Annotated in this window: 12 protein-coding genes; 7 read left to right on the plus strand and 5 right to left on the minus strand. The window is 54.5% G+C overall.

Annotation, left to right across the window (positions count from 1 at the left end; translation table 11 throughout):
• Window positions 1-130 precede the first annotated feature (130 nt).
• The 7 genes from GH984_RS05550 (at window position 131) to GH984_RS05580 (ending at window position 8,416) form a co-directional block, all read left to right on the plus strand.
• Complete coding sequence (locus GH984_RS05550; RefSeq protein WP_153719236.1) at window positions 131-892, plus strand: bacteriorhodopsin-like; 762 nt, start codon at window positions 131-133, stop codon at window positions 890-892.
• A 97-nt stretch (window positions 893-989) separates the two neighbouring features.
• The gene (locus GH984_RS05555) at window positions 990-1,883 is read left to right on the plus strand and encodes a polyprenyl synthetase family protein (protein WP_153719237.1); all 894 of its coding nucleotides are present in this window, start codon (window positions 990-992) and stop codon (window positions 1,881-1,883) included.
• Entirely contained in the window at window positions 1,883-3,367 is a 1,485-nt protein-coding gene (crtI, locus tag GH984_RS05560; RefSeq protein WP_369691957.1) for a phytoene desaturase family protein, read from the plus strand. The genes GH984_RS05555 and crtI overlap by 1 nt, the downstream gene beginning before the upstream one ends.
• Window positions 3,364-4,185, plus strand: a complete 822-nt coding sequence (locus GH984_RS05565; protein WP_153719239.1) for a phytoene/squalene synthase family protein — start codon at window positions 3,364-3,366, stop codon at window positions 4,183-4,185. Before crtI ends, GH984_RS05565 begins: the two co-directional genes overlap by 4 nt.
• On the plus strand, window positions 4,160-5,293 hold the full coding sequence (locus GH984_RS05570; RefSeq protein ID WP_153719240.1) for a lycopene cyclase family protein: 1,134 nt from the start codon (window positions 4,160-4,162) through the stop codon (window positions 5,291-5,293). Before GH984_RS05565 ends, GH984_RS05570 begins: the two co-directional genes overlap by 26 nt.
• Window positions 5,290-6,165, plus strand: coding sequence for a Brp/Blh family beta-carotene 15,15'-dioxygenase (locus tag GH984_RS05575; RefSeq protein ID WP_153719241.1), 876 nt, complete (start codon window positions 5,290-5,292; stop codon window positions 6,163-6,165). Before GH984_RS05570 ends, GH984_RS05575 begins: the two co-directional genes overlap by 4 nt.
• A 43-nt stretch (window positions 6,166-6,208) precedes the next feature.
• Window positions 6,209-8,416 (plus strand): autotransporter family protein, encoded by a 2,208-nt coding sequence (locus GH984_RS05580; RefSeq protein ID WP_153719242.1) that lies wholly within the window; start codon window positions 6,209-6,211, stop codon window positions 8,414-8,416.
• 2 nt (window positions 8,417-8,418) lie between these two features.
• On the opposite strand, the gene GH984_RS05585 is transcribed toward GH984_RS05580, so the two are convergent.
• The 5 genes from GH984_RS05585 to GH984_RS05605 are packed head-to-tail and all read right to left on the minus strand — an operon-like array spanning window position 8,419 to window position 13,388.
• Window positions 8,419-9,720 (minus strand): NAD(P)H-dependent oxidoreductase, encoded by a 1,302-nt coding sequence (locus GH984_RS05585; RefSeq protein ID WP_369691958.1) that lies wholly within the window; start codon window positions 9,718-9,720, stop codon window positions 8,419-8,421.
• Entirely contained in the window at window positions 9,721-10,686 is a 966-nt protein-coding gene (locus tag GH984_RS05590; protein WP_153719243.1) for a radical SAM protein, read from the minus strand.
• Complete coding sequence (locus GH984_RS05595) at window positions 10,683-11,342, minus strand: TVP38/TMEM64 family protein (RefSeq protein WP_153719244.1); 660 nt, start codon at window positions 11,340-11,342, stop codon at window positions 10,683-10,685. Before GH984_RS05595 ends, GH984_RS05590 begins: the two co-directional genes overlap by 4 nt.
• A complete protein-coding gene (locus GH984_RS05600) occupies window positions 11,339-12,754 on the minus strand; it encodes a dihydrolipoyl dehydrogenase family protein (RefSeq protein ID WP_153719245.1) in 1,416 nt (471 codons plus the stop codon). Before GH984_RS05600 ends, GH984_RS05595 begins: the two co-directional genes overlap by 4 nt.
• A complete protein-coding gene (locus GH984_RS05605) occupies window positions 12,747-13,388 on the minus strand; it encodes a DUF3047 domain-containing protein (protein WP_172973178.1) in 642 nt (213 codons plus the stop codon). Before GH984_RS05605 ends, GH984_RS05600 begins: the two co-directional genes overlap by 8 nt.
• Window positions 13,389-13,421 lie beyond the last annotated feature (33 nt).

Raw genomic sequence — 13,421 nt, forward strand, 5'->3', positions numbered from 1 at the left:
GGGGGGGGGGGGGGTAAAGTTGAATCGCACAACTTCGCTGCTAAAATTCATGCGTGCCCCAAAAAAGGGCATTGACCCCACGCAAGCGTGAGCGTACTGTTCGGAGTGATTTTAATCAGGAGGGTAGATCATGGATCTCGCCAGTTTAAGTTTAGGCCAGTACACCTTTGTACAGAACGCGTTTTCGTTCGGTTTAGCGGTAATGGCCGCCGCTACTTTGTTTCTGTGGTTCTCTCGTAGCCACGTTGCTCCGGCCTATCGTATGGCCGTCACTATCTCAGGTTTGGTTACCGCCATTGCGGCCTATCACTATCTGCAGATCATGCTTTCATGGGAGGCCGCCTTTTCGGTTGTCGGCAGCTCCATCGAAGTGACCGGATCACCATTCAACCAAGCATATCGCTATGTTGACTGGCTGCTGACTGTTCCACTGCTGCTCATCGAGCTGATTTTGGTAATGCGTTTAGCGCGTGACGAAACCATCTCTAAGAGTGTTTGGCTTGGTGGTGCTGCAGCACTGATGATTATTCTGGGTTACCCAGGTGAAGTGGCAGAGGCTTCTGGCACTCGGTTCACCTTCTGGGTTCTGTCGATGATTCCGTTCATCTACATCGTCTACCAGCTGGTGGTCGGCCTGAAAGGGTCAATCAGCAACCAGCCTGAGAACGTGCGTGGATTGATCAACGGAGCAGCAACTTTGGTTGTTATCTCTTGGTTGTTCTACCCCATCGTGTTCTTGTTCCCGCTAATCGGGTTCACGGGCGGTGCGGCAATTACGGCGGTTGAGGTGGGTTACACCATCGCTGACATCGTTGCTAAGGCCGTCTTCGGCATCCTTATCCTCGCCATTGCAATTCGCAAGTCCGAGGCAGAGGGAAATACCCAGGCCTGATCGGAATTCCGATCACCTGAGTAAGCTTATGTTGTTAAGGCGTCTGGCGGGCATTATCGCCAGGCGCCTTGATAACCCAGCATTAGGGTGACCGACCATGGCCAATGCTCCAGATCTCAGCCTTATTGCGGCAGCGATAATGCCCACCAGCAATGACTTGCTGGAAAAAGTCGACCACTTCATGGTCGATCTATTACTCGACCTAAATAGCTCCCCCGCACAGGAAGCCGGTCTTTATCACCTACAAACGGGTGGGGGTCGCATGCGGGCCAAGTTGGCTTTAGCCAGCGCTTCTTTACGCCTTGATACCAGCGATGCAGTTGCCGCCGCCAGTGCGTGCGAGTTTTTGCATAACGCTTCACTTATTCATGATGACATTAGCGATCGCGATCTTTTTCGCCGCGGTCATCAAACCGTTTGGGCCAAATATGGGCCAGACGTTGCCCTGTGCACCGGCGATTTATTCTTAGCCGCTGCATTTAAAGCGGCTACGACGATTAAACACGCCGACGTTGCACGACAAATTACCCAGTCACTCGCTGAACACGCCGCGCGTGTCATTGGCGGGCAAAGCTTAGAGTTGGCAACGCCAACCCAAAGCCGCCACTGGCGAGTTCGTGATTATCTGGATGCAACTCAGCGTAAAACCGCTCCGCTTATCGAGCTGGCCATTGAGATTGGTGGTACTCCATGCCGCCCACTGGCCGAAGCGCTGGGCCTTGCCTATCAGATCTTAGATGATCTTGATGACCAACCCATCGGTAGCAGCGCCAATAAAATTGATCCTCCGCATGGGCTACATGCCATGTGGCATCATCGCTCGCGGGTTAAACCCACCGATGCGCAATGGGCTTATAACCGTTGCCTGCGGCATGTTAATGCCGCGTTATCTCGCGCTAACAAACTCAATCAATCGATGCCAGAACCGCTGGCTACAGAGATTTCATACCTTAGCAATCAGCTTGCCCAAAAAGCGCGTCGCAGCGCATAATGCGCAGTATGCAAACCGTGGTTATTGGTGGTGGCTTTGGCGGCATTGCGGCTGCTTTAAGGCTTAGAGCACGCGGGCATGACGTCACGATTATTGATCGGTGTCCTCGCCTTGGCGGTCGAGCGCAAGTCTTTGAGCGCGGCGGATATCGGCATGATGCCGGCCCAACCGTCATTACCGCACCATTTCTTTTTACTGAGCTATTCTCGTTGTTTGGGGAAACACTCAGCGATCACCTAACCCTGCAACCACTCGATCCTTGGTATCGCTTTCGGTTTGCCGATAACTCTCTATTCGATTACGGCCCAGGCATCGAGCGGATGGAAGCGGAAATTGCCCGCTTTAACCCGGATGATGTAGCCGGTTATCACAAACTTTTAGCAGAATCCAAAGCGCTGTTTGACATTGGGTTTAAACAACTCGGTGACCAGCCGTTTCATAACGCGGGCTTTATGCTGCGGCAAATCCCGCATCTGTTGCGTCTGCGAATTAACCGCAGCGTGTGGACCATGGTTTCCAGTCATATTAAACACCCCTACCTGCGTCAGGCCCTATCGCTGCAGCCGCTGCTGGTCGGTGGCAATCCTTTCCATACCACCTGTATTTATGGGCTCATTCATTATTTAGAGCGCGAATGGGGGGTGCATTTTGCAATGGGTGGCACCGGTGCGCTGGTTGATGCCATGGCCGGTTTGCTCGAGCGACAGGGGGTTAAGGTAGAAAATGGCCGCAGCGTGGTCGCCATTGAGCAAGATCAAAAACAGATCAAGGGTATTACTTTAGATGACGGGCGCCGGCTAACGGCCGATACCTATGTGTCTAATATTGACCCCATGCACCTGTATGGCGAGCTCATGCAGCCCGCACCGCGCGTCGCAAAGCTCAAGCAAAAGCTCGCTAAAACTTCAATGGGCCTGTTTGTGCTGTACTTTGGCACAGATCGGCAGTATCCCTCGATTGCCCACCACACCATTTGGTTAGGCGAGCGCTATCGCGAGCTGCTTAAAGATATTTTTGATCGCAAAATCCTAGCAGAAGATTTTTCTTTGTATTTACACCGCCCTACGGCAACCGACCAAAGCTTTGCGCCAGAAGGGCATGATAGCTTTTATGTTTTAGCGCCAGTGCCTAATTTACAGGCCGATATCAACTGGGCTGTTGAAGGGCCTAAGCTGCAAGAGCGCATTATTAAAGCCCTTGAAGAATCCATCATGCCAGATCTTAGTCAGCATGTGCGCTCGCCTTTCTTTATGACGCCTGAAGATTTTAGAGAAAACTATCAAAGCGTTGATGGCAGCGGATTTAGTATTGCGCCTTTATTCAGGCAATCGGCCTGGTTCCGGTTTCATAATCAAGCTGAGGGGTTGCGTAATCTGTATCTAGTTGGCGCGGGCACCCACCCCGGCGCCGGCCTACCGGGGGTACTCTCCAGCGCTAAAGTGCTTGATCGCCTACTGCCGGAGAGGTTTGGAGAAACGGGATGACCCCGCGTGAGGTGCTGGCAAAGCATGGCAGCAGCTTCTACCTTGCCAGCCGGTTTTTACGCCCCCATGATGCGCGCGATATTGCCATCCTCTATGCGGCGTGCCGTCTGATTGATGACTTGGCTGACGAGCAACAAGACCAAACTCAAACGCTTGAGGCCCTGCAGCACGGCCTTGAAGCAAACGACCCAAGTTGCCTGCCAATCGACGGGTTTGCAGAGATGGCCACGCGTCGAAATCTATCCCTAGCGCCATTAGCCACACTCGCCACCAGCGCAAGCCAAGAAAGCCGTTATGGCAAACAAATCGAAACGCAAGCTGAGTTACTCGAGTACAGCTATGCAGTTGCCGGCACGGTGGGCGAGCTAATGTGCCCGCTACTCGGTGCCAACCCACAACGTGGAGCCGACGCGGCAATTGCACTGGGCATTGCCATGCAGCTCACCAACATTTCACGCGATGTTTTAGAAGATGCCCAGCAGGGCCGGCGCTACCTACCCGCAGAATGGGTGAATGACCTCTCTCCAGCAGAAATTGCTAGTGCCAGCCCTACTCAGCGCGCAATTGTGAGCGCAGCCATTGAACGCCTCATCGCGCTTGCCGAAAACTACTATGCCGCTGCCGCGCCCGGCTTTGCGCTAATCCCATGGCGTAATCGCCAAGCCATTAAAGTGGCCACACAGCTTTATCGCGCTATTGGCCTTCAAGTGGCTAAAAACGGCTGCCGCTACTGGGATGGCCGTGTGTCTTTAAACACCAGGCAACGGGCGGGCGTTACCTGGCGAACACTCATTGGCACTGGCGATGCCCTCGTTTGATCTGGCCTTTATCGGGTTTGGCGCAGCGGCCATGAGCCTAATTATGCGGCTTGAGCCGAGCTACAAAGGCCGCATTGCCATTATTGAGCCTCGTGAGCTACCCCAAAATGACCAAACTTGGTGCGGATGGCCGCTTACACAGCACGCGTTTTCTGACCATGCCACGCGCCGCTGGCCGCGCTGGGCAGTTAGCCACCGCGGCAAAGAAGTGGTGCGTAACGGCCAGTATGCCTATGAAATGCTCAGTGCTAGCGGCGTTCAAACAATCAGTCTCCAGGCCGCACAGCGCCGAACTGACTGGCAGCTGTTTAAGGGCTCATCACTCAAAAGCGCCAGCTTTGGTAACAATCAATGGGCCCTAGAGCTAAACACTGGCGAGAAATTTCATGCCGATTACGTGCTCGATTCTCGGCCACCGTCTATTCACATACAACGGCCGTGGTTGTGGCAGAGCTTTGTGGGTCGAGAAGTAATCGGCAAGTTTGATAGTGATCCCAACACCGTTCGTATCATGGATTTCATCCCCAGCAGCAGCGCGCTGGTGACTTTTGTCTACGAGCTACCGCTGACAGCCAATCATCGCCTGGTTGAAATCACCCAATTCACGCCTACGCCGGCTAATACCGACACCCTCAACACGCTTTTAGATGAGCAGCTCAGCTTGCGCGGGTTATCCACCGCAACGATTCATCGTCAAGAGCAGGGGCACTTACCGATGCAACCGATTGCCAGTTATCACCATCAACAGTGGCTTAAAATTGGCACTGCCGGTGGCAGCATGCGGCCCGCCACGGGGTATGCCTTTCATGCAATACAGACATGGGCTGATCAATGTGCAGAAGGTATCCTGACAGGAAAAGGGCCAACTGCTCCGCAGCGCCGCCGATTAATGGACTGGCTTGATGGCGTGTTTCTTGAGTCTTTATGGCAAGCACCTGAACAAGCGCCAGATCGGTTTATGCGTTTATTTGAGCGCACAGCACCCGATTCGCTAATCCGGTTTTTAATGGGACAGCCCAAGGCGGAAGATCTACTATCAGTGATGTCGGCACTACCGGTTAGGCCCTTGCTTAAAGCCGCCCTGATACGAGGATTAAAAACCACATGAACACGAGTGCTACCAGCACACGCCCGCCCGCTCAACATCTCTTCCTATTTGGTTTGGCGCTGGCCCTTGGCCTGGCTGCTGTGCCTGGCGAAGCAACGCTTTATCTGGCGTTAGCCATTGCAGTGGCCATTTTGGGCCTACCCCATGGCAGCTTCGATACCCTCGTTGCAAAAAAAGAGCTCTCGCTTCATAGCCTGCCCCGCCTTGCTGCCTTCATTGTGGCTTATCTATTCATCGGTGCATTGGTTGTATTGCTATGGGTACAGGCGCCCACCACGGCACTGGCGGCATTTCTTCTCTATTCAGCACTGCATTTTGGAGATGACGTTGCCCCACGTCTTGGGCGCTTAGGTGGGCTTGGCTATGGATTATGGCTGCTTTCGCTACCTCTTGCCCTTCAGCCCGCCGCTGTTGAGCCGATCTTTAACGCTTTAGGCGCCATGCACACGGGTCCGTTATTAACGGCCGCACCATTTACCTTGGCAATCGGTGGTGCCCTTTTAACCCTTGGGTTATGGCGTGCGCCAAACCGAGCCCTATCTGACTGGCGTGACCCATTGTTGTTTATTGCAGCGGCTTGGGTGCTACACCCACTGGCCTATTTCATTGCGTACTTTTGTTTTCTGCATAGCCCTCGGCATTTGCTGCTGGTTGCCAGAGACCTAGAGCTCACCACCTGGCGCGAACGGTTTAAAGCGCTTGCGCCTACTACCCTTGCAACGTATGGGTTGGTGGCCGCCTGCGCGCCGCTTCTTTTATCGCTGCCCACCGACGATATCTTGCTTAGGCTGGTCTTCATCACCCTAGCCGCCCTCACCGTGCCGCACATGCTGCTGGAGATGCTGGCTAGCCCCCGTCGATCATTACCGTAATTATGTGATTTCGATCTAGCTACCAACCCGCCAAACTGTTGGCATGAACTATTTCTTAGGTAAAAGCACGCAAGCCGCCATTATCGGGTTTTTATGGCTTGTTGCGCCAATTGCTGCGCAGTCCGCCGGCGAAGATGCCGTACTTACCGAAAACGGGTTAAGTGTTGATGGTGGAGCTCTTACTCCAACCGATGCCAACTTCGACATCACTCAAACCACAGATGACGATACCTTAACAATCACCGACGGCGTGGCGGGTGATGTTAACCAAGGCGATGGCATCGACGACTTTCAAATGACGGGAGGCGAAATTCAAAGCCTTGACCAAGGCGGCAGTTTTGACACCTTCACGATGACCGGCGGACGTATTGTTGGCACCTTTAACGCGGGTGATGAGGGAACTTTGAGCGGCGGACGGATTGGCACGGTGGCACTACGTGCTGGCGATAACCTTTTCACCATGACCGATGGCACGATTGATAACAACCTATCTGCCGGTTTTGGCGACGACACCATCACCATTACCGGCGGCACTATCGGCGGCTTTGTCAGCTTAAGCAGTGGTGAAGATGTACTGCGCATTTCCGGTGGCACGATTGGCGGCGAGGTTCGTGGCGGCCAAGACAATGACATCCTTATTTTTGAAAATCATCGGGTGCAGCGAATAAGTCGCTTCTTAGAATGGGAGCGTATCGAACTGCGTCGCGGGTCGCGGCTGGAATTAGACGGTAACCTGACCCTAGGTGATTCTGGCACCCGCGGTGGCACGCTAGAGATTGATGCCACCAGCCAAGTGGTCGCCATGCCGGGCACCGCCAGCTCACGAATACAATCGGTTAGCGGCAGTCGGGCTAACGTGATTAACCGCGGGCGGATTGATTTAACCGGCAGCGGCCCGGGAAACACCCTGACCATTACCGGCAATTACACCGGTATCAACGGCAGCTTAGTCATCAATACCGTTTTGGGCGGAGATGATTCGGCAACTGATCGTTTGGTTGTAGAAAACGGCCAGATTGGCGGCACCACCACCTTGATCGTAAATAACCAAGGCGGTACTGGTGGAGCCACGCAAGGGGATGGCATTTTAGTGGTTGAGGCTGCCGGCAGTGCCACTAGCCAAGCAGGGGCTTTTCAGCTCAGCGAAGTGCTGGAAGTGGGCGCCTACGAGTACCGCCTATACAAAGGCGGCGCCACAGCGGGCAGTGAGGAAAGTTGGTATTTGCGCACCTCGCGCCTAGAGCTTGTGCAAGAAGAAACTGTGGATGACACCGGCGCCGTGCTAACACCTGCCGTTTTTGAGGCCGTGCCGATCTTAAGGGCAAGCGTGCCATTGAAGGCAAAAATCCCCGCTGTATCACGGGACTTAGTCAAAATTACCTATGGCACTTTCCATGACCGCCGCGGCGGACTTGGCGAGCTCGGGCAAAGCGACCAGCACCAAGTTTGGGCGCGTCTGCGCACGAAAGACTGGGACCGAAGCTGGTCAGGCACCGGCCAGCCAGCCTTTGATGGCACGATTTACGCCGCCAACATCGGTCGTGATTGGTCAGTCACCCACAATTCTGATGGCGGCAATCATCGCTGGGGCACTTTGCTTGGCCTCGGGCACGTTGAAGGTGATGCTTCAGGATTAATTGGCGGCATTGCCAATCAACCGGCTGGCAGCTTAGATATGAACCTCGGCTCAGTAGGTGTCTATACAACCTACGTTACCGCCAACAATACCTATTGGGATTTTCTGCTTGGTGCCCAATGGCTGGAGGGAACGGCTCAAACGGTAGAGGGAGAGACCACCAAACCCCAGGGCATTGGGTGGGTTGCTTCGGCAGAAGTCGGCCACTACATCGAGCTTACCGAACACTGGGCCATTACGCCTAACCTACAGCTCATGGGGGCTGGCATCGATTGGGAATCACTCAATGATGGGCTGGCGGAGATCAATTATTCCTACTCAACCGCCGGTATTGCCCGCGGTGGCGCCCAGCTTGCCAGAGAAAAAGGGGCCTTGCGCCCATTTTTGCGCTTTAACGTCTGGCGAAGCCTTTCTGGTGAAGATGTAGTGCGTTATGACGAGCGTGACAGCATCACAACCGAACATGGCGGCGATCGGCATGAATTCGGCGCCGGCCTGCAGTGGGCGGTAAGCGACCGGCTGCGTGTGGTTGGCGCTGTCGACTACATTGAGTCAGACGACGCCTCAAGCAGCGATTCAATTGCCGGAAACATTCAGATTCATTTTGATCTTTAGGCTTAGTTAGAAAACTGCGCCACCATCTCTTGGCGAATTTGCACAGCTTGGTTATTCGGTAAGCTCACGTCTGCCAGCGTGACGGCTTGGCCACGGGGCACGTCATTTTTTAAAGACACCCCATGTGCTAAGCCAATCGGCAACAAATGCTCCGCTGCACTGCGGCGCGCTGAAACTAACTGCCCCCACACGGTGTAACCGCCTTCACCATCCAGCGTCTCACCCGCTTTTAAGTCTCGCTTTGCCACCGCGGCCACATCGCCAACCCACGCGCGGGTCTGCCCCGTTGGCTCGCCACGCAACGCCGCAGAGAGCACGCTGATCCCTAATTCCAGCCCAATCAAATGAAAGGGCTTATACATCGCGGCATATTGCCCGGTGCTGTCCGTTGGCAAGCCGTATTGCCGAAAGCAGGCGGCCGCATAGTCATTAGGCGCTTTAAAGACCACATAAACACCCCAGCGCAGATCCCGATAAACCGGGCGGCCATCACGCTCAAGGCTACTGACCACCTCAACGACTCCTGACTGAGGCAACACACCACCTAGCGACTGCGGTCGCATGATATGCGCTAAGTCATCAACTCCACAGGGCGGAAAAGCCAGCCCCGCATCAGGCACTGCTAGATCACACGCATTGGCGATGGCCGCCATTTCGATGGCTGATTTGGTGCCGTCTAAAAAGCTATTAAACATCTGCGGGTTCATCCCCGCCGCGGCGGCTTCTTGGGCAGAAAGGCCGTAATGAGACCACACATCATCGGGGGTCACTTGATGATAAGCCGGCAAATACTTTGTGCCTTTACCGGCTGCCACCACCTCTAAGCCAGCGGCTCGCGCCCAGTCCACAATCTCTGAGGTTAGAGCGGGCTGATCACCATAGGCCATGGAGTACACAACGCCCCGCTCACGCGCTTTTTTGGCCAACAACGGCCCAGCTAAAACATCGGCCTCAACATTCACCATCACAATATGTCGGCCTGCCTCAATGGCTGCCAGCGCATGCTGTATGCCGGCCGCTGGATGCCCCGTTGCCTCAATAACCACATCGATATCATCGCGATTAACGAGCTCCATGCCGTCGGTCAAAAACACCGTGGCGTCTATGTGCGATTGCAACCATCCCACCGTGTGGCAAGCCGTGCGTGCCCGATCGGTATCTAAGTCTGCGATGGCCACCACTTCAAGGCCGGGCGTGCTGGGTACCTGGCTTAAAAACATTGAGCCAAATTTGCCCGCGCCGATCAGACCCACCCGAACGGGTTTATCAGCCGCACGCTCTTGTAATAGTCGATAAAGATTCACTCAGTTCCCTCCACAACTCGCCCCGCCCAATACGCAGAACTGCGCACAATGCGGATGATTAAGCGCGACGGTCTCTGCCGCTTGCGCCAATGTATGCCCTAAATCAAAACGCTCGTCATACGGTAGCAAAGTACACGCCACCACACTCGGGTGATCTGCACCCTTGCGCTTAACGATCATGCGTGAGCTTGCGCACATCATCGTATCAGGATGCACGTTTAACTTTTGCCAGCACTCAGTGGTGATCTCTGGCACGTCGAGGCGGGCATCCATTTCCGGAAACAAAACCAATGTTTGCTTTGCCATCGCATCCAACGCAATGCCACGCTCGGCAAATAATGCGGCATACCCTTGCCGCATTGTCATCTCGTCATCACCGGCAAAAAGCCGACCCGCAATATCCACCTTAAACCCCTGCTTGGTGAGCCATTGCAGCCCCTCAATCACCGGCTCAAAAGTCTCTGCGCCGCGCTCGGCCTCATGCCAGGTCGGATCAAAATGGTCGATAGAAACCCGCAGGGTCAGCTGATGGCCATACGCTGCGTGCAAAGCCAACAAGCCCTTTTTAACGCGCGGCCGCAGCATGGGTTTTGTGGCATTGGTCAGCAGAAGCACCTCAAAGCCACGCTCAAGCGTCAGCTCAAGAATATCGAGCATATCCGGATTTAAAAACGGCTCACCCCCAGTAAAACCCACCACCTGCGTGCCAAGCTGGTGGGTTGCGATTTCATCAAGATAAAAAGCCACCTCATTGGTGGTGATGTAGGCCAGCCGATCGTTACTTGGCGAAGATTCGATATAGCAGTTGCGGCATTCCAAGTTGCATAAAGTGCCCGTATTAATCCACAGCGTCTCAAGCTTTTTTAGGGTAACCGAGGCTCTTGGTTCACCTTTAGCCGTGCGCGCAGGATCACGGAATTTTGCCGGGTCCAAAAAATACGGCTTGTCTAAAGCAGGCTGATTCATAGCGGAGCTTTCTCCTTACGCAAACTTTGTATGAGGCGCGGAATAAATGCCACCAGCGCGATGAGCGCTAGCGCAATTAGGGCCGGTTGAACCCAGTTACCCTGCCCCGCCAACGCTTCACGCCCGGCATGCCCCACCCAGGCATAGGCAAGCGCACCCGGGGCCATCGCGATAAAACTGGTAACAACATAAACTGACAAGCGAATACGCGTTAACCCCAGCGCGTAGTTTAAAAGATTAAACGGAAACAGGGGCACAAGACGCACCAGTGCCACAAAGCGCCATCCTTCCCGATCAATCCCCTGCTGAAGCCGGTTAACACGCGGGCCTGCTTTGGCAGCCACCCAGTCACCCAAGACCGTTTTAGCGGCCAGAAAAGCTAATGTGGCGCCCAACGTTGCACCGATTAAGCTATAAACCGTGCCGACCACCGGACCAAACACGGCCCCGCCGGTAATCGTAAAAATTAACCCAGGCAAAAACGCCACAGCAGCCAGCGCATACGCTGCAATAAAAACAATAACGGCCCAAACCCCTAAGCCATCGATCGTCTCGGCAAGCATGGCCTGATCGAGCTGCCCCCGATAGAAGACACCCACCGTTATCACGGCGATAACCAATGCAAAAACGAGCAGGCGTTTGGTCAACATGCTCATGGCAGTAGCCGGTTAATCCACTTAACAAAAAGCCGGGTTTTGGGTGAGAACAGCGCCGGTGAAAAATAACTGCCCGCGGCGCGCTTGGTAATTTGTGCCAAGGTGGGGTAGGCGTGCACTAGACTCGCGATTTTACGCAGTGGTATCCGCTCGCTAACCGCTAAGGCAATCTCATGGATTAACTCACCCGCATGCGGCCCTAAAAGACTAGCGCCAATGATACGGCCCTTTGCCACATGCAATTTAAGCTCACCGGCTGTTGCGCCGTCTGCCAGTGCACGATCCACCTCGGCAAAAGGGAACTGTACCGTCTGAAAATTGATACCTGCCGCGGCGGCAGCTTCAGCGGTATACCCAACCTGAGCCAGCTCAGGGTCGGTGTAAGTTACCCAGGGCACTGCGCGATAATCGACTTTTTTAGGCATTCTAAAAATCGCATTGCTAATAATCACACCCGCCTGATATTCCGCCATATGGGTAAAGGGATAAGGGCCCACACAATCGCCGCAAGCAAAAATATGCCGCTGTGTAGTGCGTAGACGCTGATCAACTTGGATTGTTCCGCTGGCAGGGCAGGTGATGCCGGCATTCTCCAGCGCCAACGCCTCGGTGTTAGCCCGCCGACCTGCCGCAACAAGCAGCGCGTCTACCTCAATCGATGCCTGTCCCAAATGAAGCACTATGTTGCCCGCTTGCTGCGCGATCTGATCGATAGTTGCTTCAAGCTGGACATCCACACCTTCTTGGCGCAGCACCTCCAGTAGCATTTGGCTCAACGCTGGGTCATCTTTAGGCAGAATCCGCGCCCCTGCTTCAAAAACCGTGACCTGAGCGCCAAGACGGCTAAATGCCTGCGCCAGCTCTAAGCCAATGGGCCCGGCCCCAATCACCGCAAGCCGTTTCGGCAGTGTTTTAAGCTCAAAAATGCTCTCATTGGTATAAAAAGGCACCTCATTGAGCCCAGAGATCGGCGGCACGGCTGGCCGAGAGCCCGTGGCAATCACAAACCGCCGCCCCTTGATCTGATCGCCATTCACCTCAACGGTATGGGCATCAATAAAAGCCGCTTCACCAAACCGGACATCCACCCCATAGCCACGAAAACGCTCGGGGTCGTCATGCACACGAATCGTTTCAATCACAGACTGAACGCGGGCTATTACTTGCCCAAGATCTGCATCGCCGCCGGTGGCCACCACCCCAAATGCTGCGCTGTTTTTTACGGTATGCGCCACTTTGGCGCTGCGAATTAGGGTTTTACTGGGAATACAGCCTACATTCAGACAATCGCCCCCCAGCACAGGCTCACGCTCTATCAGAACCACATCGAGCCCCAGTTGGCCTGCTACGCTGGCGGTGACCAGCCCCCCTACGCCACCACCAATAATGACTAGGTCATGGGCTTTACTCATCGCTGATCACCTTTATTAAGCCGTAATAAGCCCGGATTGGCTGATTGATATTGTCGCAATCGGTCATGATGGCAATACCGTCTAACCGATCCGCGGTTTGGCCATGCAAAGCAGCAAAATCATCCGCTAAGTGACGACGCTCTGTGAGCCACTGCCCAGCTGCTTCATTGCCACTGCGAATCGCAAGCATTTGCGCTTGCTTAGCAAATGCATTGGGCCAGGTGGCGCCTTCGGGCTGATTGGCCGCCCACACATAATTAACAGCCCTTGTGCGCCAGGCGAACAGCCCCCCATCGCGCACGGCATAAATTCGCGCAGCGTAGTCATCGCCCGCGCGGCGGGTTTCATCGTGCTCACCTCGATGGGCATGCTCAATCCGCCAAGACCACTCCAAAATGGGCGTTTGGTTTAAATCAATCGCCATTGGCTGGTAAAGGGCCACCGCACCACCAGGCTGGCAATCTGCCTGCACCGCTAGCTGCCCATCAACCGTTGCCAAACTGTATTCAACCGGGCCGGCAAACACCTCTTGCTCCCAGTCAATAATCTCGGCCGGAGTGAAGGTTTGTGCGAATGCCTGTCCTGCTAATAAGACAATGGCCAGCGCAAACGCTCTTAATAGACCTATTTTCATAAATTGAGTGTACGCCAATAGCGGCTTTACTCG

Source organism: Spiribacter salilacus (genome assembly GCF_009649225.1).
GTDB classification, from domain to species: Bacteria; Pseudomonadota; Gammaproteobacteria; order Nitrococcales; family Nitrococcaceae; genus Spiribacter; species Spiribacter salilacus.